Here is a 22,819-nt window from a genome sequence, read left to right as displayed (position 1 = left end):
CGGGCCTAAACCTCCCGGTTCTCGTAACGGTGGCCGCACCGGTTTCGTGATAGTCGTCACCGAGCACTCCCGACCAGCCGACGGTATCAGGCGACTGTTACTGGTAGCGTCGCGGCGACGACGGCGACGGCGACTGCGGCGTACCTGCTGATTCCGTGGACGACGCGGAGGCCGCCGGCCCACACGTACGCCTGCCAGGCCGCGGTGCCGACCTGTATCGCGAGGAAGGTGAGCCCGGAGAGGCCGGTCTGTAAGGTCCGGACCTGTTCGAGCAGCACCTGTGGCGAGGTGGCGGCGAAATCCGCTCGGGCGGCGAACCCGACGAGCGCCGCCCCGCCGACGGCAGCGCCGACGACCGAGGGGAGCAGGCCCCAGCCCGTCACCTCCAGCGTCGGCCCGAACCCGGCCGAGCCGCCGGCGATTTTCGCGCCGACGTACAGGGCGACGGCGAGGCCGAACCAGACGACGACGAGGCCGACGAGTACAGCGGGGAGTATCTCGGCAGCCTGGTCCCAGATGAGCGACCCGACTTCGACAGTCTGTGTCGCCGGTTCGTCACAGCCCGAGGGGGTTATCCCGGCGACGCCGTCGTCCTCGCAGAACTGGTCGGGCGGGCGCGCGGGGTTGTCTATCTCGGTGGTCGCGGTGAACTGGGCGGCAAACAGGCGGAGCGCGAGTCCGACGACGGCCGTCAGGGCCACGGCAGCGCCGAGCGCGAGCCCCGCCCCGCGGACGCCGCCGAGGTCGTCGCGTCGCTGCTCGAAGAACGTCTCGGGGTACAGGAGGACGGTCTGGACGGTGGAGGGCATCTCCGGGGTGTGCTCGGCCACGGCGTATGTACTCTGTGGTATGTGCAACCGTGGAGGGAGTCCGACGGGAGTTTAAGTACGGGTGGCCATGTAAGCATATGAAGCAGGCTATCGTCGCACGGGCCGACATCGGCATGGGCGAGGGCAAGCTCGCCGCCCAGGTTGCCCACGCCTCGCTGTCGGCCTACGAGGACGCCGGCCCGAAACCCCGGAAAGCCTGGAAGGGCGCGGGGCAGAAGAAAGTCGTCCTGAAAGCCACGAGCGAGTCCGAGCTGTTCGAACTCGCGGACGTGGCCGAGCGCGAAGGCCTGCCGCATGCGGTCGTCCGGGACGCCGGCCACACACAGCTCGACCCGGGAACCGTCACGGCGCTCGCCGTCGGCCCCGCCGAGGACGAGCTGGTGGACCGCGTCACCGGCGACCTGCCGCTGTTCTGAGGGCAGCGGCCCGCGATACGGTTATATAAGAGCAACCCTAACCTCAGGTGAACAACAACACGATACATCATGCAAGGAAACGAACAACAGGCCTACGACCGCGGGATTACCATCTTCTCCCCGGACGGACGCCTCTATCAGGTCGAGTACGCACGAGAAGCCGTCAAGCGCGGAACCGCCAGCGTCGGGGTCCGTACCGAGGACGGCGTGGTCATCGCCGCCGACCGCCACGCCCGGTCGCCGCTCATCGAGCGCGACAGCATCGAGAAGATCCACGAAATCGACTCCCACGTCGGCGTCGCCAGCGCGGGCCACGTGGCCGACGCGCGCCAGCTCATCGACGTAGCTCGTCGTCAGGCCCAGGTCAACCGCCTGCGCTACGACGAGCCGGCCTCCGTCGAGTCGCTGACGAAGGAAATCACGGACTACATCCAGCAGTACACCCAGACCGGCGGCGCGCGCCCGTTCGGTGTGGCGCTGCTGGTCGCCGGCATCGAGGACGGCCAGCCGCGGCTGTTCGAGACGGACCCGTCGGGAACGCCCTACGAGTGGCAGGCCGTCGCCATCGGCGGCTCGCGCGAGGACATCCAGTCGTTCCTCGAAGACGAGTACGCCGAGGAGATGGACCTCGAAAGCGGCATCGAACTCGCGCTCCGGGCGCTCGCGTCGGTCAACGAGGAAGGCCTCGACGCCACGGGCGTCGACATCGCCACCATCGACGTGGAGACCGAACAGTTCGAGAAGCTCTCGGAGGAGGACATCGCCGAGCGCCTCGAAGAGTTCGAACTCGGAGGTGAGAACTGATGTACGACCCCGAGAACCGGCTGACCGACGCCTACGAGCCCGAGGTCGGGACCCTCCCCAACGAGAGCGAGGGCCGCGACGAGGAGAACGTCGTCAAGACCGGGACCACGACCGTCGGCCTCTCGACCGAGGACGGCGTCATCATCGCCACGGACCGGCGCGCCTCCCTCGGCGGCCGTTTCGTCTCGAACAAGCAGGTCACGAAGGTCGAGCAGATTCACCCGACAGCCGCGATGACGCTGGTCGGCAGCGTCGGCGGGGCCCAGTCGTTCATCCGCTCGCTGCGCGCGGAGGCGGACCTCTACGAGGTGCGCCGCGACGAACCGCTCTCGATTCACGCGCTGGCGACGCTCGCGGGCAACTTCGCCCGCGGCGGCCCGTACTTCGCCATCAACCCCATCGTGGGCGGCGTCGACGAAGAGGGCAGCCACGTCTACAGCGTCGACCCGGCCGGCGGCGTGCTGGAAGACGACTACACCGTCACCGGGTCCGGGACGATGGTCGCGACGGGGACCATCGAAGGGCAGTACGACCCCGAGATGACCCTCGACGAGGCGCGCTCGCTTGCCATCCGCGCGGTCAACGCCGCGGCCGAGCGCGACACCGGCTCCGGCAACGGCGTCGTCATCGCCGAGATCACCGACGAGGGCGTCGAAATCGACGCCTTCGACGACTACGAGTCGGCCGAATAGCTCGGCTCCCTCGGTTTTCGGTTTCTTTGCGGTCAGTTGTTCCCGGCAGTTGCTGCTCAGTCTCGTGGCACGACCCGCATCGGGTACTCCGACTGCCGCATGATGTCCTGTGCGACGCTGCCGAAGATGAGCCGGTCGGTCTGACTCCGCTTGCGGACGCCGATGACGAGTTCGTCGGCGTCGACCTCCGCCGCGATGTCGAAGATATCCGTCGCGGGGCTGTTGCCCCGGATTATCTGGTAGGTCTCGACGGACACCTGGTCGCCCAGCCGGTCCGAGACGACTTCGAGCGCGGCCTTCCCGTCGGCGACCGCCGCCGACGACGTGCTGTCGCCGCCGCGCTGTGAGTTGACCGCGTAGACGCTGTCGTCGGGATCGAGGACCCCTTCGAGGTACGAACACAGCGTTTCGCTGACTGTCTCTGAGTTCGTCGCGAGCACGAAGGTCTGCATACGCCGAGGTGCGACCGCCGCCGTTATAAGTGTGTTTCTAGTTACCAATCCACATTCGAGCGTCACTCCGTGACGACCAGCCAGCAGACCGCCAGAAAGACCGCGAGGACGAGCAGTATCGACCCCCAGACGAGCGCCCCAAAGGCCGCCGAGCCCAGCGCGGCGAGGGGGAGCGCGGCCGTCGCGGTCATCGCTCGGACCCCCCGTCGGCCACCGGGTCGTCGAGCGCGCGCACCTCTCGTCCGAGAGTGTCGAGGTCGGCGTCGGCCCCGCCGAGCAGCGTCGCCGCGGCGGTGAGCGCGGCCGAGACCAGCGTCGCGCCGGCGAAGGCGACCAGGAACGACGGCGCCGGCAGGACACCGCCGATGCCCGGCACGGCGGCGACGAGGCCACGCAGCGACGGGAAGTACGCGAAGCCGACGGCCAGGCCCGCAACTCCCGAGACCATCGCGCCCGGCCCAGTGAGTCGCTCGGTGTAGAGGCCGGTGAGGAACGGCACGAAGACGCCGGCGGCAAGCAGGTCGGCCGTCAGGAACAACTGGAGGACGCTGTACCCCTGTGCGCCGATGAACATCGCGGCGAGGGCGACGGCGACGGTCAGCCCCCGCCCGCCGAGCCAGAGGGTCCGCTGGTCGGGGTCGTCGAGCAGTCGGGCGAGGTCGGCCGTGACGACGCTGGCGATGGCGTTGAACATCGTGTCGGCGGAACTCATCACCAGCAACACGGCGAGGACGACGACGGCGAGGGTCACCCACGCCGGGAACGCCTCCGCGACCACGAGGAAGAAGGCGATGCTGGCGGAGCCGGATTCCGTGAGCCCCAGCCCTGCGGCGGCGATGCCGAACAGTCCGGACAGCAGGAGCATCGGGACGACGACGACGGCGGCGATGCCCATTCCGCGGCGGAGGGTACGCTCGCCGTCGGCGGCGTACACCCGCTGCCAGACGCCTTGGTTCAGCATATTCGCGCCCAGCAGAGCGAACGCGACGTACAGGCCGAACTTCAGGCCGGGACCGAACGTCGGGTCGAGCAGCGTCGGGTCCGCCGACACCACCGTCGCGTGGAATTCGCCCGTGCCACCCAGCGAGAGCAGCGCGCCGCCGAAGCCGACGGCCAGAAGCGGTAGGATGACCAGCGTCTGGACGGTGTCGGTGACGATGCTGGCGAGCAGGCCGCCGTATGTCGTGTAGATGAGGACGAAGCCGCCGATGAGCAACGAAGTCTGCCAGAGGGGTACGTCCGCGACGAGTGCGAGCGCGCCGGCGATGCCAGTCATCTCCGCAGCGAGGAAGATGAACATGTAGAACACCGAGACCAGCAGGACGAGCAGGTACATCCCGGAGCCAAAGCGGGCGTAGGCGAACTCAGTCAGCGAGTGGCCCGCGGGCATCACCTCGCGGATGCGAGCGCCGACCGGAATAAAGAGGACGAGCGGGATCGCGCTGCCGATGGCGTAACCCAGTACGGCGGGCAGCCCACCGAAGGCGGCCCCGGCTTCGGCCGGGCTCAGCAGAATCCAGACGCCCATCATCGACGCGATGACGGTCGCAGCGAGGGTTCCGCTGCCGGCCGAGTCACGAGCAGAGATGTACGTCTCCACTGAGTCGATGCGGCCGCGGGCGGCGAAGAGGCCGACGCCGGTGAACACGAGGACGGTCGCCGCCGTCAGGCCGAGAGCCACGGTCGAGGAGACCATCTACGGGCGCACCTCCCCGTCGGCCGCGCTCTCGTAGGCCGTCTCGAAGAACCGCCGTTCGAGCGCGACCGTGCGGTCGAACAGCGACGCGACGCGTGCCGCTCGCCGCGGGGAGAGCGTCGGGCCGACGGCGTCGAGTTCGCCCCGGAGCCAGTTGACGAAGGCGACGAACGAGTCGACGGCGTGGAGGTCCACCCACTCGGCGAAGTAGAAGGGCAGTCCCATCCCGGCGCTGGGCGGGCCGTCCGGGTCGCCGTGGTCCGTAGCGACCGCTGTCGCCCACGACTCGTATATCCACTCTGCCGGGACGAGGACGGCCAGCGTCTCTGCGTACCCGCCTTCCCGTGCGGCGCGGCCGAGCAGGTCGACGAACGCCGCCGTCGTCGGCGTAGGCTCGGGGTCCTGCCGGCGCGACTCGTCGACCCCCAGTGCGGCAAAGGAGCGCTCGAAGTAGTCGTCTTCGTCATCGGTCACGGTATCGAGGAACTCGACGAGGCGGCGCTTGGCGGTCATGTCCGGGGCCTGCCCGACCGCATGGCCGAACGTCCCGACGAGTTCGCCGACGAAGGCATAGTCCTGCACCAGGTAGTGTGCGAACGCGTCCTCGTCGAGCGTGCCGGCCCCGAGTTCCTCGACGAATCGGTGGCCGACAGCGTCGTCCCAGTCCGGCTGACTCTGGTCGCGGAGCCACTCGGTGAATCGGGGTTCGTCGGTGCGCTCGGCGTACGCTGAGTACGTCTCGGCTGTCATAGCGCCCACCCTTCTTGCGTGTAGGCCATCTCCCAGAACCGGTGTTCGAGCTTCGCACTCGTCAGAAACGCGTCCTCCATGGCGTCGCGCTGGCCGGGATACCGCTCGCCACAGCGGTCGACGTACGCCCGACACCAGCCCGTCGCCTCGCGGAAGTCATCGCTGGTGTACATCTCGATGAACGGTGTGTACCGGTGTTCGCCGTCAGCCAAATCGGCCATGTGCTCGGCCACGTCGAGATAGCCCTGCATGCAGGGGTACAGCGCAGCAGCAATCTCCGCCTCGTGGCCCTCGTAGGCTGTCCGAACGAGGAAGTTCGTGTACGCCAGACAGGTCGGGGCTTTCTCGGTCGACTCCAGTTCTCGCTCCGAGATACCGTACTCCGACGCGAACTCCCGGTGGAGATCCATCTCGGTATCCAGCACCTGATGGGCGACCCCGAGTAGATGCGTCATCGTCGACTCGTCGTCTGCCGTCGCGCCGGCGAGCGCGAACAGCCGCGCGTAGTCCTGCAGGTACCGGTAGTCCTGTTTCACCCAGTGTTTGAACGCCGACTCGTCGAGCGTCCCGTCGGCCAGTTCGCGGACAAATGGGTGGTCCTTCTGTGCGTCCCAGATGTTCTCGCCGATGTCAAGCAGGTGGTCGCTGAACGCCATTGGTAGCAAATACAACAAACTCCGAGGTAATATATCCTGCTAATACAACTAGGTTGTAACTCCGTAGACGAGCAGTGCGCGCAGTGAGCTACAGGTGCTGCGCGTCTCGGGGCCGGTTTCGCTGCTGGCAATCACGACAACGCAGTCGACCGACAGCGTCCGTAGTCCCAACTGCTAAGCGAACTACGCCCCTCACTTCCGGCAATGACACTGCAGTTACCGAGCGAAATTGTGGTCGAGCGGTTTCTCCCGACGGCCCGGGCGATGCTCGCCACGAGACTCGACGAGGAGGGCTGGACGCAACAGGAGATCGCCGACCAGCTCGGCGTGACACAGGCCGCAGTGAGCAAATACGGCAGCGGCTCGGTCACCATCGAGGAGCGGTTCCGGGACGACGCCCGGATGCAACAGACCATCGAGCGGATCGCTGACGGCCTGGTCGCGGGCGAGATGGACGAGTACGCGGTGCTGAACGAACTGCTCACCCTGGTACGGGAGTTCGAGGACCGGGGTCCCATCTGTGCGGTCCACGAGGAGGAGATGCCGGCGCTGCAGGGGATGGGCTGTGACCTCTGTGTTCGGGGGACAGACACCGCAGTACAGGCGGAACGGGCTGTGCTGTCGTCAGTCCGGCGAGCCACGCGGCTGCTGGCCGACAACGACGCCGTCGTCGACGCCATCCCGAATGTGGGGATGAACGTCGGCATGGCACTGCCGGACGCCGAAGACGCGCTCGACGTGGCGGCAGTTCCCGGTCGGATTCACAACCTTCGAGGGCGGGTCAACGTGCCGTCGAACCCCGAGTTCGGGGCGTCGGAACACGTCGCCCGGACGATACTGACCGCGATGGCGGTCGATCCCTCGTGCCGAGCGGCGCTCAATCTGACGACTGACGAGGCATTTCTCGATGCTGCCCGGGAACACGGTGTCGAGCCGCTGAAGTTCGACGCCGGCTACGAAGACCGTAACGAACGGCTCGAAGCCACCTTCCGCGAACGCGGCGCTGTTCCGCGTGTCATCTACCACAGCGGTGCGTTCGGTATCGAACCGATAACCTACGTTTTCGGTGAGTCAGCGGTCGAAGCTGCTGAACTGATGATCGAACTTCTCGACGCGGCCGACTCCTGAGCGGTTTCGGTCGCCGAACCCGTCAGAACCAGCCGGTCTCGGGGTCGATGGGATTCTCGGGCTCCTCGCCCCGCAGTACCCGGATGACATCTTCGGCCACGGTCTGTGTCAGCTCGACCCGGGACGCCTCGGAATACCACGCGACGTGCGGGCTACAGACAACGCTGTCGAGGTCGTGTAGCGGTGAGTCTCCCGGCGGCTCTGGCTTGCGCACGTCCAGCCCGGCCCCGCCGAGGTCGCCGCTGATGAGCGCGTCGTACAGCGCTGCTTCGTCGACGAGCCCGCCCCGGGCCGTGTTCACGAGCAGTGCGTCGTCGTGCATTCGGTCGAGCGCGTCCGCGTCGACCATCTCCCGTGTCTCGTCGGTCAGCGGGGCGTGCAGCGAGACGATATCGGAATCGGCCAGCAACGTCTCGAAGGTGACTGACTCGACACCGAGGTCGCCCATCCGGTACTCGGGCACGTACGGGTCGTGGGCGACGACATCGACGTCGAACCCTCGAAGCTTCGCGGCGAAGCGGCTGGCAAGCTTACCGAAGGCAACGAGACCCACGGTACTACCGGCAAGACGGCGCATCGGCTGGCCGACAGTCCACTCCCACTCACCACGCTTGACCGAGCGGTCAAACGTCGGTATCTTCCGCAGGCAAGCCAGCGTGAGCGCGAACGTATGAGTTGACACCTCCTCGACAGAGTAGTCCGGGACATTGACCACCCTCACACCGGCATCGACCGCCGCTCGCACGTCGATGTTGTCCACGCCGATGCCAGCCCGCCCCACCACTTTGAGCGAGTCCCCGGCTTCGACGACCTCGGCTGTGACCTGTGTGCCGGCGTCGACAATTAACGCATCAGCGTCGTTCACTGCGCGCGCGACGGCCGCCGGTTCTTTCGCCGCTGTCGTTTTGACGGTCGCATCGACCGCATTCAGCACCGCCGCCCGTGTCTCCCCGTCCATCACTTTGGTGTCAGAGACGACAACTTTGTGAGACATACTCTGGCTTGCTCTGCCCCGGAAATAAAATCATCTGTCAGGATCGGTTCAGTCATTGAAACCGCGTCACTGTGGCACTACTGCGCCCCGGTAACCGGCACAGAACTGACAGAATAGTAGCAAACTTTTATGATACATTCGCGAGGAGGTGGCAACAGTATGTCGGCTGGTAACACAGGTGAGACAGCGCTCGAACGTATCGGCTATCGACTCTCTGCGTGGGTGGAACGGTGGATGCCAAGCCCGTTCCTGTTCGCGCTCATCCTCAGCTACGTCGTGTTTCTGGCCGGCGTCGGCCTCACCGGCTCCGGCCCCGTGAAGATGGTCCAGTTCTGGTACGACGGCTTCTGGGCCTTCCTGACGTTCTCGATGCAGATGGTCCTCATCCTGATGACGGGCTTCGTTGTGGCGTACCATCCGCGCGTCAATGCCGGCATCCGCCGGCTGACAGAGCTACCCAGCACCGGAAAGCAGGCGGTCGTCCTCGTCGGACTGTTGACGATGCTGCTTGGCTGGGTCCACTGGGGACTGAGCCTCATCCTCGGCGCGATCTTCGCCCGGGAGATGGGCAAGACCGCCCACGAGAACGACATCAACGTCCACTATCCGGTCCTCTGTGTCGCGGGCTACCTCGGTCTCGGTCTCACCTGGCACTGGGGGCTGTCCGGGTCTGCACCGCTCTTGCTCGCGACGGAGGGCAATGAGTTCATTCAGCAGGGCGTCATTGACGTCGTCGTCTCCGCCTCAGAAACCATCTTCCACCCCTACGGCCTCATTCTGACCGGCCTGTCGATAGCCTACGCGCTCGTCGTCCTCTACGTCATCACGCCGACCGGAGACCAGGCGCGGGGCATCACGCATTACATCCCCGAAGACGACCTGTTCGAATCCGCGAGTGACGGCGGCGTGGAAGCAACCGCAACCACCAATCAGGTCCCGGCCGAGCGCATCAACCACAGTCGCGTTCTCGGCGGGATTATCGGCCTGACCGGCATCGCGCTGGTCGCCTCACAGTTCGTCCAGTCCGGCATCGACGCGCTCGGACTGAACATCGTCAACTTCGGCTTCCTGACGATTGGTATCTTCATTTACATGGACCCACAGACCTACCGGGAGAAGTTCGGCGAGGCGGCGACCGCCGCCTCGGGCATCGTGTTGCTCTTTCCGTTCTTCGCCGGCATTCAGGGCATGATGGCCACCTCCGGGCTGGCGCAGTTGATGGCAAACGCGCTCATCTCGGTCTCGACGCCACAGACGTTCCCGGTCATCGCCTGGCTCACCGGCGCGACGGTCAACATCTTTGCTCCCTCCGGCGGCGGCGAGTGGATCATCCTCGGGCCGCCGATTCTCGAAGCCGCGCAGAACCTCGGGGTCCCGGCCGGTCAGGCGACGATGGCCTACGCCGTCGGCGACGCCCACACGAACCTCCTGAACCCTTTCTGGGCGCTGCCGTTGCTCGCTATCACCCGCATCAAGGCCCGGGAGATGTTCGGCTACGCCATTGCAATGTTGCTCGCGCTGACGCCGTTTCTGGCTGTCGTGCTGTTCGTCCTCCCGTACTGAGACGGCAGCGGCGTGACAGCCGAGGCTGATTGCCTCTTCTTCGAGCGTTAAGTTGTTAGAGAAACTGCACTCCGACAATGGCAACTGAGACGGGAGCCGAGGGGGACGTAGATCTTCTCGACTCCTTTCGGCAGTTCTTCGCGCTGGAGCGGGACGTGCTCGTGCTGTCGCTGTCCATGCTGGCATTCAGCCTCGCGTTCCAGATGACCAGCCGGTACGTCCCCGAGTACATGCGGATTCTGGGGGCCAGTGCCGGCGTCATCGGCCTGTACGGGAGCGTCGGGAACCTCATCAGCGCGGTGTACCCCTACCCCGGCGGCGCGGTGTCTGACCGCATCGGCTCGCGGCTGGCACTGACCGCCTTCGCGACGCTGGCGACGGTCGGCTTCGGTATCTGGTATCTCGCTTCGGTCATCGGCGACATCGCGCTTGGAACGGTGACGCTGCCGGCCTGGACGCTCGTGTTCGTCGGCCTCTTTCTCGCACAGGCTTGGAAGTCCTTCGGGCTGGGTGCGACATTCGCTATCGTCAAGCAGAGCGTCCCGCCGGGGCGACTGGCGATGGGATTTGCCAGCACGGAGATGTTCCGCCGCATCGGCTTCCTGCTCGGACCGCTCGCCGCCGCGGCGCTGCTGGCGACGACTGCGACGTTCGTCGAGGGGTTCCAGCGCGTGCTGGCGGTCGCGCTTGCCTGTGGCGTCGTCGCCACTGTCGCTCAGCACGTCCTCTACGACGCCAGCGAGGACACGCTCGGGAAGTCCTTCGAGGGCATCGACCAGATTCTCGCCGACCTGCGGACGATGCCGGCGACGCTCCGCCCGCTGCTGGTCGCCGATACGCTCGTCCGGTTCGCTAACGGCATGGTGTATGTCTTCTTCGTCATCGTCGTCACCGAGTTCCTCGCTGTGGGGTTCACCGGCTTCGGCGTCCAGTTGCGGCCCGACGCCTTCTTTGGCGTCCTGCTCGGCGTCGAGATGGTCGTCGCTATCCTCTCGATGGCCCCCGTCGCAAAACTCACCGAGTGGGCCGGCCTCAAGCCCGCCGTCGCACTGGGCTTTCTCGTCTACGCCGTCTTTCCACTCTTGCTCATCTTCGCACCGGGTGACCAGTGGGTGCTGGTGCTGTTGTTCGCGTTTTCGGGCCTGCGATTTGCCGGCCTGCCCGCTCACAAGGCGCTCATCGTCGGCCCGGCGAAACAGGATACTGGCGGCCGCGTCACCGGGACGTACTACCTGCTTCGGAATACGCTGGTCATCCCCAGCGCTGCGCTCGGTGGCTGGCTGTACGGCAGTGAGTGGGCCGTCGGCGTCGGTGGCGTGACGCTACGGGCCGGCCCCGAACTCGCCTTCGGCGTCGCTACCGCCGTCGGACTGGCCGGCGTCGCCTACTTCGTCGCCTTCGGTCGGGAGTTCGAAGCCTACGAGTAGTCGGGCTTACCACTCCTCGCGGGGCGGGAACTCCTCGCCACAGCGAGGGCAGTACCGCATCGGTGCGCGGGACTCCTGACCGTCCCTGTCGAACGTTATCTCCCGTCCACAGCTCTCACATGCTAGCTTTGGCATCGTGGTGCTCTCGGGTCGCCTGCACAGCCACGACCTGTGCTAGATAGAGTATGTCCCGTGATAACACTAGGTATCGGCTGAGAGACGGACCCACGCCGAGTCCGCAAACGCCAGCCATAAGCGCCGAGCAACGAACTACTCGACCAATGCGAGACGCCCATCCAATCGAGCGAGCGGTCGGCATGGAGTACTACGTCAGCGACGCCGACGGGGTGGGCGGCCGCCTCCGTGCCGCCCCGGCGGACTTCCGGGTTCGGGAACTGGAGGCGTTCGACACCGAGCCGGTCGACGCCGACACCGGCGCGTACCCGCATCTCGTCTTCCGGGCGGAGCTTCGCAACTGGGAGACCAACGACTTCGCCAGCGAGCTGTCGGACCGACTGGGCATCTCCCGCGAGCGGGTGTCGTGGGCGGGGACGAAGGACAAGCGCGCGGTCACGACCCAGCTGTTCTCGGTGAAAGGCGTCGCGGCCGGGGACCTGCCGGATATCGGCGGCACGGACATCGAAGTCGTCGGCCGCGCCGGCCGCCCCATCCTCTTTGGCGACCTGGCTGGCAACGCCTTCGAAATCGTCGTCCGGGACACCGAGAACGCCGACGCCGCCGCGAGCGTCGTGGCGGACCTCCAGGCGTTCGCCGCCGGGGAGGACCCGACTGCCGGCGAGGACCGCTCCAGCGACGCCGCGCTACCGGCCGGCGACACGACGGTCGGCGTGCCCAACTACTTCGGCCAGCAGCGGTTCGGGTCCCGCCGGCCGGTCACCCACGAGGTTGGGCTGGCCATCGCTCGCGGCGAGTGGGAGGATGCGGTTCTCGCCTACGTCGGGAACCCCCACGACCGCGAACCCGAGTCAACCCGGGAAGCCCGCGCGTACGTCGACGAAACTCACGACTGGGCCGGCGCGCTGGACAGGCTGCCCGGCGCGTTGGGCTACGAGCGCTCCATCTGTCACCGCCTGGTCGAGAACGGGGCCGATGAGCCGACGGATTTCCGTGAGGCGCTAGAAGCGCTACCGTCGAACCTCCAGTCGCTGTTCGTCAACGCCGCACAGTCCTACGTGTTCAACCGCATCCTCTCGGAGCGGCTGGAGCGGGGGCTCCCCTTCGACCGGCCGGTCGAGGGCGACGTGGTCTGTTTCCGGGACAGCGACGCGCCCGAGGACTTCCCGATTCCGGACGCCGACCGCACCCAAGAGGTCACGGCAAAGCGGCTCTCGACCGTCGAGCGTCACTGCGAGCGTGGTCGAGCGTTTGTCACCGCGCCGCTGGTCGGGACCGACACCGACCTCGGCGGCGGCGAGCCGGGCGACATCGCCCGCGGGGTCCTCGACGACCTCGGGCTCGAACGCGGCGATTTCGACCTCCCCGGGGCGTTCGACAGCGACGGGACGCGCCGCGCGATACTGCTCCGGACCGACCTCGGCGTCGACCGTACCGGCGACGACCTGACGTTCACCTTCTCGCTGCCGAAGGGGAGCTACGCGACAGTCGTCCTCCGGGAGTTCCGGAAAGGCGACCCGGCAGAGTGAGCAGTCGCTTGTGGCGCAAGTGACGCGGAATATGCAACGGTTAAGTCCGGCCACACACGCCATCTCGTATGGGCGAGCTACCGGACGAGTTTTCGTGTACCATCACCGACTGGGAGTACATCTACGGCCTCTGTCGAGACGTGGCCGACGACGTGAAGGCCGCCGAGTTCGAGCCCGACGTGGTCGTCGCGCTGGCGCGGGGCGGTTGGTTCGGCGGGCGCTGTCTCTGTGACTTCCTCGGGCTGGACGACCTGGCGAGCCTGAAAGTCGAACACTACGTCGGGACCGCGGCGAAAGGCGAGGAGGCACAGATTAAGTACCCGCTGGCCGACGGCGCGGTCGAAGGCAAGGACGTGCTGGTCGTCGACGACATCGCCGACACCGGCCAGTCAATCGAGACAGCCGCCGAGTGCGTCCGCGACCGAAACCCAAGCAGCGTCCGAACGGCGACGCTCCAGTTGCTCCAGACCAGCGACCACGAACCGGAGTTCGTCGGCGAGCGCCTCGACGAGTGGACCTGGGTCGTCTACCCCTGGAACTTCGTCGAGGACATGGTCGAACTCGTCGCGGGTGTGATGGCAAAGAGCGATCAGCAGACCCACACCGAAGATGACATCCGCCGTCTGCTCCGGGAGTACCACGGTGTTAGCCGGACGAATCTGGAAATCGCACAGCCGAACCGCTTGGGCGAGGTCACGACCGAGATGGAACGGCGGGACGTCGTCAAATCGGTCGGTGACGGCTGGCAACTCACCGACGACTGAGCAGGTCAGCCGCGACAGCCCGGCAGGTATCGCTCACGCTCGCTAGTCCCGACGCCCACTGCCGCTAGGTCCAATACACACCGCCGCCGGTCACGATACAAACGCGGTTAACGGCGAGTTCGGCCGTCGTCCCGAACGTACTCTAACGCACTGAGGAACAGTTCTGTGTCGACTCGTTCCTCGGACTCTTCGAGTCGTTCACGAATTTTCGTTGGAGTCATGTGTGTTGGTAACATGGTTCTACACCGGTATAACTCTTTCTCACCTGCTAACACATTCGACGCGAGCGCAGGTCTGACACGGCAGCAGGGCCGCCCGGTGGGCCGCCAAAACCATCACACGGGAACACCCCGTTGAGGGAATATATTTAATACCCTGCTCACCCAACAGAAACCATGGCCGCTTACGGCCGGCCGTCACTTCGAGACCTGTTCGATGAATCACCGACGCCGCACATCGCGCATCCACCGCGGAGTCACCATCGAGACTTCTACATCGCCACAGACGGGTCGTTCAGACCCCACAACGGCACCACATCACCCGACAGCGAGGCAGCTAGCTCGACCGGCGGACTGGGTGTCGTCGTGGAAACTCTCGACGGTGAGCGCGTCGTCAGGCTATCGGTCCCGGACACCTGCCCCGACAACAACGTTGCGGAGTATCGGGCACTCCATCTGGGGCTCGACGTGCTTGCGAGACGGGCTCCGCCCAACGCCCGCGTCGGCTTACTCATCGACCACGACCAGCTCGCTGAGAACGTGAACGCGGAGGTACTGGCCTCTCACGGCTCCGCCTACGACCCACCACACTCCGTGTCGGTCCCGCCGGCGACAGGGCTGCACTGGCGCGGGATTCAGGCACGTATCAACGGGTTCGGCGAGGTCCGCGCCGCACGGATTTCCGGCGACCGCAACCCCGCGCATCCGCTCGCGAACGCGCCCGACCAGTACGCCCACGTCAACGGCGAACCGGACCGGTGTGTCCTCCCCGACGCGCCGACCGTGAACGAACGCGTCCCGCCGCCGTCGCGTGCCGAGCGCGGCGGGGCATCGGACTGACGGCATCCGGTCGGTCCCACCGACCGGCGGCCCCCTGTTCTCTCGAATCGTTGCCGACAGCGCCGCGTCGCCATCTGGTTCTCTCCGGCCCTGCCCCCGAGTTCGGGATACTAACATACGGCGACGATTCTGCGAGATTCGACAGCCACGGTGAGAGCGTGTCGTAGCGAGCGGCTCTAGGGTGCTGTACCGGTCCTGTTTCACAGTAGATTATCTCTATAAGTTATGCAGATAGCGTAGCGAGTGGCCGCGTACGTTCGGGTAACGTCACACAGACCAAATTTTATGTATTAGAAATGGGATAGTATACGGTGGGAGGTGAGCTACGTTGAGTACCAGAACTGACGGACCCGACGGTTTCAGCGGACAGTACGTCGAGCAGCTGTTGCCGCGTCAGTCGCCGACGCGGCACGACCTCGTCCTCGCCGTCATCCCCGCGGTGTTTGTCCTCACACTCGCCGCCGCGGTCGTTCTGGGCCTCTCGTTGCAGGCGGCGATAACCGGCGCGTCGCTCGTCGGCGCCGTGGCGGTCGTCGACGCGCTCTTCCTCCACCCGCCGACCCGCGGCCGACGGCGAGGCGATACGTGACATCGCGTTCCGGCGACAGGCCTGAACGCTATGTTTTTTCGGACGGATGATTCCGACCTAACTCGAAAAAAGCAGTCGCCTGTCCGTTACTCCTGTTGCGCGTCGACGACAGCGACGCCGGCGAGGTTCACGATGTCCTTGACCTCGTCGCCGCGCTGGAGGACGTGGACCGGCTTGTCCATGCCGACGAGCATCGGCCCGATGGCCTCAGCGCCGCCAAGCCGCTGGAGGAGCTTGTAGCCGATGTTCCCGGCTTCGAGGTTGGGGAACACGAGGACGTTCGCGGGGTCGTCGAGTTCCGAGAACTCGTAGGTGTCCTGCAGGATGTCCTCCACGACGGCGGTGTCGGCCTGCATCTCCCCGTCGACCGGGAAGTCGACGCGGTCGTCGTCCTGCAGGCGAGAGACAGCCCGGCGGATCTTCTTCGTCCCGAGGTTGTCGACGCTGCCGAAGTTCGAGTACGACAGCATCGCCGCCCGCGGTTCGACGTTGAACCGGCGGGCCAGTTCCCCCGTGTGGCGGGTGACCTCCTCCAGCACGTCCGCGTCGGGGGCCTGATTCACGGTGGTGTCGGCACAGAAGATGACGCGGTTCTTGAACGTCAGCATGTAGACGCCGGCCGCGTAGTTGGCGTCGTCAGCCGTCCCGATGACCTGGAGCGGCGGGCGCAGCGCCGAGGGATAGTGGTGGGTCAGGCCGGTCAGCATCGCGTCGGCGTCGCCCATCTCGACCATGACGCTGCCGAGGTAGTTCCCGTCCCGAATGAGCTCGTCGGCCTCGCGGCGCGTGACGCCCTTGCGCTGGCGGAGTTCGTACAGCCGGTCGGCGTAGTCGGCCACGTCGGCCGTCTCAGGGTCGACGACGACGGGGTCGAACTCAAGCCCGAACTTCCGGCGCGTGGACTCGATGCGGTCGGCGTCGCCGATGAGTATCGGCTCGGCGATACCCTGTTCGACCAGCTGGTAGGCCGCGCGGATCATCTTCTCGTCGTGGCCCTCGGCGAGCACGACGCGCTGGGGGTCGCTCTTGGCTTTGTTGAGCACGACGCGCATCATCTCGCGGGACTTGCCAAGCCGGGCTTCGAGTTCCTCGACGTAGGCCTCCGTATCGATTTCCGTCCGTGCCGCGCCGCTCTCGATGGCGGCCTCGGCGACCGCGGGCGTCACCTCGAACAGGACCCGCGGGTCCAGCGGTTTCGGAATGATGTAGTCCGGGCCGAATTGCAGCGGCTGGTCGCCGTAAGCCTTGACGACCTCGTCGGGCACATCCTGCTTGGCGAGGTCGGCCAGCGCTCGGGCCGCTGCCACCTTCATTTCCTCGTTGATTTCGGTCGCTCGCACGTCGAGCGCGCCGCGGAAAATAAACGGGAACCCGAGGACGTTGTTGACCTGATTCGGGTAGTCTGAACGACCGGTCGCCATGATAACCGTGTCGTCACGGGCGGACTTGGCAGACTCGTAGTCGATTTCTGGATCCGGGTTCGCCATCGCGAAGATGATGGGGTCGCTGGCCATCGACTGCACCATCTCCTGGTCGACGATGCCGCCGACTGAGAGCCCGACGAACACGTCGGCCCCGTCCATCGCGTCGGCGAGGCCACCCTCCGGAATATCCCGGGCGAACTCCTGTTTGAACCGGTTGAGTTCCTCGTGGGTCGCCCGCTCCTCAGTGATGATACCCGAGGAGTCACACATTGTGATGTTGTCCTTCGAGACGCCCAGAGAGACGTAGAACTTCGCCGAGGCAATCGCGGACGCTCCGGCCCCGGAGAAGACGACCTCTAGGTCCTCCAGTTCCTTCTCGGCGATGTCGGCCGCGTTGACGAGCGCCGCGCCGGAGATGATCGCGGTCCCGTGTTGGTCATCGTGGAACACCGGGATGTCGAGTTTCTCGCTGAGTCGGCGCTCGACTTCGAAACACTCCGGGGCGGCAATGTCTTCCAGGTTGATACCGCCGAAGGTCGGTTCCATCGCCGCCACCGTCTGTATCATCGCCTCAGCGTTGTCCGTGTCCAGTTCCACGTCGAACACGTCGATGTCGGCGAACCGCTTGAACAGCACGCCCTTGCCTTCCATGACCGGCTTCCCGGCCTCCGGACCGATGTCGCCCAGGCCGAGCACGGCGGACCCGTCGGAGACGACGCCGACGAGGTTCCCCTTCGCGGTGTACTCAAAGGCCCGCTCGGGGTCTTCGTCTATCTCCTTACACGGTGCGGCCACGCCGGGCGAGTACGCCAGCGAGAGGTCACGCTGTGTGTTCGTCGGCTTTGTTGTCGCAATCTCTATCTTCCCCGGCGGCTTGCTCCGGTGGTACTCCAGTGCGTCCTCGTCAAGTCCCATACCCGGATGTCGAACCCAACTGTAAAAAAGACAAGTTTACCGTCAACGAACGAGCGGTACAACGACGGTTGTCGAATACCGGCCGGTTGCAGCGGATTTTGCTTCGGTTGTATCCCATCAATTGGAAAATATCCACTGTCGAGACAGCGTCGTACTGGACCGCCGTCGGCTCTCAGTTCGCGTTCGTGAGTTCACCGACTCGGTCGGTCAGTTCGGTAACTGCGTCTTCCTGCTGGTCGGTCGCCTCGACGATCTCCTTCGTCGCCGCTTCGGCCTCTCGGGCGTGATTCTGCGCGTCTTCGACCATCGAAGTCACGTTCTCGATAGCGCTCGCCTGATCGTCGTTGGCGTCGGCGACTTCCTGGATACCGCTTGTCGCCTCCTCGACGGCGTCGGAAATCTCGTCCAGCGCATCCAGCGCGTCCTCGATCTCGGACTCCGCACGCTCGACCTGTTCGTGGGATGTCTCGACCATCTCGGCTGTCTCGGTCGCCTGGTCTTGAATCGTGGTAATGCTCGTCGAGATCTCGGAGGCGTATTCGCTCGTCTCGTTCGCGAGCGTTTTCACCTCGTCGGCCACGACAGCGAACCCGCTCCCGCTTTCACCAGCCCGGGCCGCTTCGATGTTGGCGTTCAGCGCGAGCATGTTCGTCTGCTCCGCCACGTCGGCGATGATCTCGACAATCTCGCTGACTTCGTCCATCTGGTCGTCGAGGTCGGTGACGGTGTCCACGAGGTCCTCGCTCGTCTCGGCGAGCCCGTCGGTAACGTCCATGACAGCTTCGCCGGCGTCTGACCCGTCTTCCGCGGCCGCCTTCGCGCGCTGTGCCGCCGAGGCCACTTCGCTGGACGTTGCGGCGACCTCCTCCATCCCGGCCCCGATGTTCTGGATGTTGTCAGCCGCCTGCGTGAGGGAGTCCGTCTGTTCGGTAACCCGACTTTCGACAGCCTCTGCGGACGAATTCGCCTGTTCGATAGTGACCGCGAGTTGCTGTGCCTGCTCGTCCACCTGGTCCGCCAACTCCTCGACCTGTTCTGCCATATCGTTGAGCGACCCGATGACTTCGTACAGCTGATCGTCGACGTACTCGCCGCCGTCGGTCCGGTCGAACGACGCCCGGGCGTCGAGGCGGCCGTTCTTGAGTGCAGCCATGGTCGATTTGACCTCCTCGACCAGGTCCGTCACCGCCTCGTGACGCTTGGCCTCGTCGGTCCGGTCCTGGACCATCTCGACGACCGCGATGAGTTCGTCGTCCTCGTCGTAGATGGGAGCGGCGCTGAACGAGATGTTGCGCTCGTTTCCGTGCTGGTCGGCCATCACGCTCGTATCGCGGTACAGCGTGAAGTCCTCGTCCTCGACCTTTGGCACGTCGTACTTTCTGTGGGTCGTCTCCGGGGCGTCGAGGACCTTGTCGGCGAGGGTCTTCCCGCGTCGACCGTCCGGATAGAACGCTATGCTCGCCATCTCCATCTCCTTTGCTTCGGCCTCGGAGACACCAGTCAGGTTTTCGATCGAACTGTTCCAGCTGCGGATATCACCGTTCGTATCCAGAACAAAGAGCGGCGTCCCGATATGCTGCAGTACGTCGTGGTAGTCGAACCCGTCGGTAGCGCTGCTTTCAGCTGTAGCGCCAGTGAAGGCATCGATACCGGCCTGGGTGACAGACTGTGTTGTTTCCAGCCCTTCGTGAAGCTCCGCCTCGACAGTGTCGATAGCATTCTGTGCATCCGGGCCGAGTTCGTCCCGAAGCTGTTCGAACGCACTTTCGACGAGCGATTCCGTGACAAAGCCCTGGGTGGCGATAAACTCACGCTGGCTTATGCCGGCGGTTTCGTAGTCGTCAATCAGCGCCCGGAGTTCGTCAGGTTCGAGTTCGAACTGCCGCTCGACGTGCTGTGTCCCGATAGCGGCCGTATCTTGGTCGTCGAAGCGGTCAGTGAGGCGTGGCGAGTTCGGGTCAAGGGCGTCGGCCAGAAAGCGAGCTTGTCCGTCACTCGCGACGAATCCGCCGTCCGCCCGTCTGGCCGCAGCGTCCGGAGAACGGGACCGTTGGCCGGAGAGATAAGTGCGGATCTGTTCGAACATAAGGTGGCTATGTTACATTGGCTAACAGCTGTAGATAAAGATGACTCCGAGAGTATCAGTAAAGATAATTGTGCTCGGTGGCCGAGCGCGAAAAGAGAGCATAAGTACGTGCAACCGAAGGTCTAGGTATGACCACCCGTTTCCGCCGACTGGTGGCGACGACGACGGTGCTGACGTTCGCACTCATCCTGCTCGGCGTGTACACCGGTGCTATCGGTGCCGGGCTGACCTGTGAGGCACGCTGGCCGTTCTGTGACGGCTGGATGGGGCTGTTCCCCGCAAACTGGGCGAGTTTCGTCGAGTGGTTCCACCGTTTAGTCGCAATGATCACTGGCTTTGGCATCCTCGGTTCGACGATCGCCGCGTGGCGCGGTGAGTACAGCCGGCGGATCAAACTCGCGACAGGTGTCGCCACGGTCGTGCTCCCGGTGCAGATTCTCCTTGGCGCGAACACCATCTTCAACTTCGGTGCCACGGCGCAGGTACTCCACCACGGGGCCGCACAGCTCATCTTCGGCGCGATGGTCGCGGCGACGGCGTGGGCCTACACCGATACGGCGGAGTCGCCGTCGGTACAATCGACCGAGACCCAGCACACAGCACGCGCTGACGATTGAACACGTGTCCCACCTCCGTGGGTAACACGTAAGATATATTCCGGTCTGTCGTGTGGTGAGGACTATGTCAGACAACGGTCTTTCACGACGCCAGTACCTCTCCACCGTCGGTGGAACTGCAGTAACTGTCTCGCTCGCTGGGTGTTTCGGGGGCGGTGGCGGCGACGGCGGCGCTACCGAAATCACTGCCGGAACTGCACCGGGGTTCCCCCCGTTCGAGATGAAACAGGACGGCGAACTCGTCGGATTCGACATCGACCTGCTTGAAGCGGTCGTCGACGAGACCGATTACACCCTGGCCGGCTGGGAAGAGTTCGAGTTCAAGTCGCTGATTCCGGCGCTCACGAACGAGAACATCGACGTGGTCGCCGCAGGGATGACCATCAACGACGAGCGGGACGAGACCATCGACTTCACCGACCCGTACTACAGTTCGAACCAGGCGATTGTCGTCCGTGAAGACGGTGACTTCTCATCGGAGTCGATGTCGGACCTTTCCGGGCGCCCAATCGGCGCACAGAAGGGCACGACGGGCGAGAGCACGGTCCAGTCGGAACTCATCGAACCGGGGAACCTCGACGAGTCGAACTACAATTCCTATGGCAACTACGTGCTGGCGGTCGAAGACCTCCAGAACGGCAACATCGACGCCGTCGTCATCGACGAGCCGGTCGCACAGACCTTCGCCGCACAGCGTCCGGTCACCATCGCCTTCACGTACGAGACGGGCGAGAACTTCGGGTTCGGCGTCCGGGAGGCCGACGACGAGTTCACCCAGGCGCTCAACGATGGCCTGTCCACAGTCCGGGACGGGAACACGTATCAGGACCTGACGAACAAGTGGTTCGGCCAGCAGTAACCGATGCCACCGCTCCCGTTGCAGAGTGACTGGGCGTTTGTCGCCGGGAACCTTGACCTGCTACTCGCAGGCACGGGTGTCACGGTCGGCCTGACAGCCGCGAGTATTCTGCTCGGCTTTCTGCTCGGCTTTCCGGCGGGAGCCGTTGAGGTGTACGGCCGTGGGCCGCTCAAACGCGCCGTCGAGACGGCCGGCGTCGTCCTTCGCGGCACGCCGCTGCTCGTCATCATTATCCTGCTGTTCTTCGGTCTCTCGGTGTCGAGCAGCGCCTTCGTGACGGCGACTATCGCGCTCGGACTCCGGAGTGCCGCGTATCAGTCACAGATCTTCCGCGGCGCACTCCAGAGCGTCGACGAGGGCCAACTGGAAGCCGCTCGCGCCGTCGGCATGGGCCGGCTCCAGGCCATCCGTAGCGTCGTCGTGCCCCAGGCACTCCGCCGAAGCGTGCCCGGCTTCCAGAACGAGTTCACGATCGTCCTGAAAGACACGAGTATCGCCATCGTCATCGGTCTCGGCGAACTGCTGACTGTCGGCCAGAACCTCTACCAGGGCGGTCAAAGCACCGCTGCGCTTGAGATTTTCCTGACTGTGAGCCTCATTTACTTCGTTCTCACGTTCGTGACGAACCGCTCGCTCGATTACGTCGACGACCGCTTCAGCATCCCCGGAGGTGAGCGGGCGTGAGCGATCCGTTACTGGAACTTGACGACGTGTACAAGTCCTACGGCGATGAACAGGTCCTCTCCGGCGTCAGCTTCGAGATGGACGCCGGCGATGTCGACGTGGTTATCGGCCCCAGCGGGAGCGGCAAGTCGACGATGCTCCGCTGTGTGAACCGCCTCACCGAGATCGACAGCGGCGACATCTACCTCGACGGCGACTGCGTCACCGACGCCGACACCGACGTCAACGAACTCCGAAAACAGGTTGGGATGGTGTTTCAGGATTTCAACCTCTTTGCCCATCTCACGGCGCTCGGGAACGTTACACTCGGCCTGCGGAAAGTCCGCGGCATGGACAAATCGGCGGCCCAGGAGAAGGGGTACGAGCATCTGGAACAGGTCGGACTGCTGGATCAGGCCGACTCGTACCCCGCTGAACTCTCAGGCGGGCAGAAACAGCGTGTCGGCATCGCCCGCGCGCTCGCCATGGACCCAGAACTGCTGCTGTTCGACGAGCCGACCAGCGCGCTCGACCCCGAACTCGTCGGCGAAGTCGTTGAGGTAATGCGCGACCTCGCCGCCGAGGGCATCACGATGCTCGTCGTCAGCCACGAGATGGGATTCGCGCGGTCGGCGGCGTCAGACATCATCTTCCTTGATGACGGGCGTATCGTCGAACACGGCCCGCCGGAACAGCTGTTCGAGAACCCAGAGGCGGCACGGACCGGCGAGTTCCTCAGTCGCTTGGAGACGACCCACGAGGGGGAGTGACC

The 22,819-nt window shown here is 65.1% G+C and carries 24 protein-coding genes; 14 read left to right on the top strand and 10 right to left on the bottom strand.

Annotated features, from left to right (window positions below; all coding sequences use genetic code 11):
• Window positions 1–86: 86 nt before the first annotated feature.
• Window positions 87–809, bottom strand: a complete 723-nt coding sequence (locus DVK01_RS02335; RefSeq protein ID WP_233562744.1) for a Yip1 family protein — start codon at window positions 807–809, stop codon at window positions 87–89.
• Window positions 810–907: 98 nt separating this feature from the next.
• Between DVK01_RS02335 and pth2 the strand changes: the two genes are divergently transcribed.
• The 3 genes from pth2 (at window position 908) to psmB (ending at window position 2,742) form a co-directional block, all read left to right on the top strand.
• The gene (gene pth2, locus DVK01_RS02330; RefSeq protein WP_004591375.1) at window positions 908–1,246 is read left to right on the top strand and encodes a peptidyl-tRNA hydrolase Pth2; all 339 of its coding nucleotides are present in this window, start codon (window positions 908–910) and stop codon (window positions 1,244–1,246) included.
• A gap of 69 nt (window positions 1,247–1,315) precedes the next feature.
• A complete protein-coding gene (gene psmA / locus DVK01_RS02325) occupies window positions 1,316–2,050 on the top strand; it encodes an archaeal proteasome endopeptidase complex subunit alpha (protein ID WP_121535236.1) in 735 nt (244 codons plus the stop codon).
• Window positions 2,050–2,742, top strand: coding sequence for an archaeal proteasome endopeptidase complex subunit beta (gene psmB / locus DVK01_RS02320; RefSeq protein ID WP_121511615.1), 693 nt, complete (start codon window positions 2,050–2,052; stop codon window positions 2,740–2,742). The genes psmA and psmB overlap by 1 nt, the downstream gene beginning before the upstream one ends.
• A gap of 56 nt (window positions 2,743–2,798) precedes the next feature.
• Here the strand turns inward: psmB and DVK01_RS02315 are convergent, their stop codons facing one another.
• The 5 genes from DVK01_RS02315 to tenA all read right to left on the bottom strand — a co-directional run bounded on the left by DVK01_RS02315 (window position 2,799) and on the right by tenA (window position 6,296).
• On the bottom strand, window positions 2,799–3,194 hold the full coding sequence (locus DVK01_RS02315) for a universal stress protein (RefSeq protein WP_101350709.1): 396 nt from the start codon (window positions 3,192–3,194) through the stop codon (window positions 2,799–2,801).
• Window positions 3,195–3,256: 62 nt separating this feature from the next.
• Window positions 3,257–3,385, bottom strand: a complete 129-nt coding sequence (locus DVK01_RS22775; RefSeq protein ID WP_255410196.1) for a hypothetical protein — start codon at window positions 3,383–3,385, stop codon at window positions 3,257–3,259.
• Window positions 3,382–4,890, bottom strand: coding sequence for a sodium:proline symporter (locus DVK01_RS02310; RefSeq protein ID WP_121535234.1), 1,509 nt, complete (start codon window positions 4,888–4,890; stop codon window positions 3,382–3,384). The genes DVK01_RS22775 and DVK01_RS02310 overlap by 4 nt, the downstream gene beginning before the upstream one ends.
• On the bottom strand, window positions 4,891–5,640 hold the full coding sequence (locus DVK01_RS02305; protein WP_121535232.1) for a TenA family protein: 750 nt from the start codon (window positions 5,638–5,640) through the stop codon (window positions 4,891–4,893).
• Complete coding sequence (gene tenA, locus DVK01_RS02300) at window positions 5,637–6,296, bottom strand: thiaminase II (protein ID WP_101350706.1); 660 nt, start codon at window positions 6,294–6,296, stop codon at window positions 5,637–5,639. The genes DVK01_RS02305 and tenA overlap by 4 nt, the downstream gene beginning before the upstream one ends.
• Window positions 6,297–6,500: 204 nt before the next feature.
• Here tenA and DVK01_RS02295 point away from each other — a divergent pair, with 204 nt between their 5' ends.
• A complete protein-coding gene (locus DVK01_RS02295) occupies window positions 6,501–7,424 on the top strand; it encodes a thiamine-phosphate synthase family protein (protein WP_101350705.1) in 924 nt (307 codons plus the stop codon).
• Between the two features lie 22 nt (window positions 7,425–7,446).
• On the opposite strand, the gene DVK01_RS02290 is transcribed toward DVK01_RS02295, so the two are convergent.
• Entirely contained in the window at window positions 7,447–8,418 is a 972-nt protein-coding gene (locus tag DVK01_RS02290) for a C-terminal binding protein (RefSeq protein WP_121535230.1), read from the bottom strand.
• Between the two features lie 159 nt (window positions 8,419–8,577).
• Here DVK01_RS02290 and DVK01_RS02285 point away from each other — a divergent pair, with 159 nt between their 5' ends.
• Both DVK01_RS02285 and DVK01_RS02280 read left to right on the top strand, forming a co-directional pair.
• Window positions 8,578–9,981 (top strand): short-chain fatty acid transporter, encoded by a 1,404-nt coding sequence (locus DVK01_RS02285; protein ID WP_121535228.1) that lies wholly within the window; start codon window positions 8,578–8,580, stop codon window positions 9,979–9,981.
• 77 nt (window positions 9,982–10,058) lie between these two features.
• On the top strand, window positions 10,059–11,408 hold the full coding sequence (locus DVK01_RS02280; RefSeq protein WP_101350703.1) for an MFS transporter: 1,350 nt from the start codon (window positions 10,059–10,061) through the stop codon (window positions 11,406–11,408).
• Between the two features lie 6 nt (window positions 11,409–11,414).
• On the opposite strand, the gene DVK01_RS22770 is transcribed toward DVK01_RS02280, so the two are convergent.
• Window positions 11,415–11,543 carry a hypothetical protein gene (locus tag DVK01_RS22770; protein ID WP_255410195.1) on the bottom strand — a complete coding sequence of 43 codons (129 nt, stop codon included), beginning with the start codon at window positions 11,541–11,543 and terminating at the stop codon, window positions 11,415–11,417.
• A 146-nt stretch (window positions 11,544–11,689) separates the two neighbouring features.
• On the opposite strand from DVK01_RS22770, the gene truD reads away from it, so the two are divergent.
• The 4 genes from truD to DVK01_RS02260 all read left to right on the top strand — a co-directional run bounded on the left by truD (window position 11,690) and on the right by DVK01_RS02260 (window position 15,483).
• Entirely contained in the window at window positions 11,690–13,072 is a 1,383-nt protein-coding gene (gene truD, locus DVK01_RS02275) for a tRNA pseudouridine(13) synthase TruD (RefSeq protein ID WP_101350702.1), read from the top strand.
• Between the two features lie 68 nt (window positions 13,073–13,140).
• On the top strand, window positions 13,141–13,836 hold the full coding sequence (locus DVK01_RS02270) for a phosphoribosyltransferase (RefSeq protein WP_101350701.1): 696 nt from the start codon (window positions 13,141–13,143) through the stop codon (window positions 13,834–13,836).
• Between the two features lie 395 nt (window positions 13,837–14,231).
• Complete coding sequence (locus DVK01_RS02265) at window positions 14,232–14,894, top strand: ribonuclease H (RefSeq protein ID WP_101350700.1); 663 nt, start codon at window positions 14,232–14,234, stop codon at window positions 14,892–14,894.
• 328 nt (window positions 14,895–15,222) lie between these two features.
• Window positions 15,223–15,483 carry a hypothetical protein gene (locus tag DVK01_RS02260; RefSeq protein WP_101350699.1) on the top strand — a complete coding sequence of 87 codons (261 nt, stop codon included), beginning with the start codon at window positions 15,223–15,225 and terminating at the stop codon, window positions 15,481–15,483.
• Between the two features lie 86 nt (window positions 15,484–15,569).
• Here the strand turns inward: DVK01_RS02260 and DVK01_RS02255 are convergent, their stop codons facing one another.
• Together DVK01_RS02255 and DVK01_RS02250 are read right to left on the bottom strand one after the other, a co-directional pair.
• Window positions 15,570–17,822, bottom strand: a complete 2,253-nt coding sequence (locus DVK01_RS02255) for an NADP-dependent malic enzyme (protein ID WP_121535226.1) — start codon at window positions 17,820–17,822, stop codon at window positions 15,570–15,572.
• 172 nt (window positions 17,823–17,994) lie between these two features.
• Window positions 17,995–19,908 carry a methyl-accepting chemotaxis protein gene (locus tag DVK01_RS02250; RefSeq protein WP_121535224.1) on the bottom strand — a complete coding sequence of 638 codons (1,914 nt, stop codon included), beginning with the start codon at window positions 19,906–19,908 and terminating at the stop codon, window positions 17,995–17,997.
• Between the two features lie 128 nt (window positions 19,909–20,036).
• Here DVK01_RS02250 and DVK01_RS02245 point away from each other — a divergent pair, with 128 nt between their 5' ends.
• The 4 genes from DVK01_RS02245 (at window position 20,037) to DVK01_RS02230 (ending at window position 22,817) form a co-directional block, all read left to right on the top strand.
• Window positions 20,037–20,525 (top strand): COX15/CtaA family protein, encoded by a 489-nt coding sequence (locus DVK01_RS02245; RefSeq protein WP_053967533.1) that lies wholly within the window; start codon window positions 20,037–20,039, stop codon window positions 20,523–20,525.
• 64 nt (window positions 20,526–20,589) lie between these two features.
• The gene (locus DVK01_RS02240; protein ID WP_121535222.1) at window positions 20,590–21,384 is read left to right on the top strand and encodes a basic amino acid ABC transporter substrate-binding protein; all 795 of its coding nucleotides are present in this window, start codon (window positions 20,590–20,592) and stop codon (window positions 21,382–21,384) included.
• Window positions 21,385–21,387: 3 nt separating this feature from the next.
• Window positions 21,388–22,068 carry an amino acid ABC transporter permease gene (locus DVK01_RS02235; protein ID WP_101350695.1) on the top strand — a complete coding sequence of 227 codons (681 nt, stop codon included), beginning with the start codon at window positions 21,388–21,390 and terminating at the stop codon, window positions 22,066–22,068.
• Window positions 22,065–22,817 carry an amino acid ABC transporter ATP-binding protein gene (locus DVK01_RS02230; RefSeq protein ID WP_121535220.1) on the top strand — a complete coding sequence of 251 codons (753 nt, stop codon included), beginning with the start codon at window positions 22,065–22,067 and terminating at the stop codon, window positions 22,815–22,817. Before DVK01_RS02235 ends, DVK01_RS02230 begins: the two co-directional genes overlap by 4 nt.
• Window positions 22,818–22,819 lie beyond the last annotated feature (2 nt).

The organism is Haloarcula sp. Atlit-120R, from assembly GCF_003665885.1.
Classification (GTDB): Archaea; Halobacteriota; Halobacteria; order Halobacteriales; family Haloarculaceae; genus Haloarcula; species Haloarcula taiwanensis.
The sequence above is the reverse complement of the archived record's forward strand: the minus strand, read 5'-3'. Positions and strand labels throughout refer to the sequence as shown.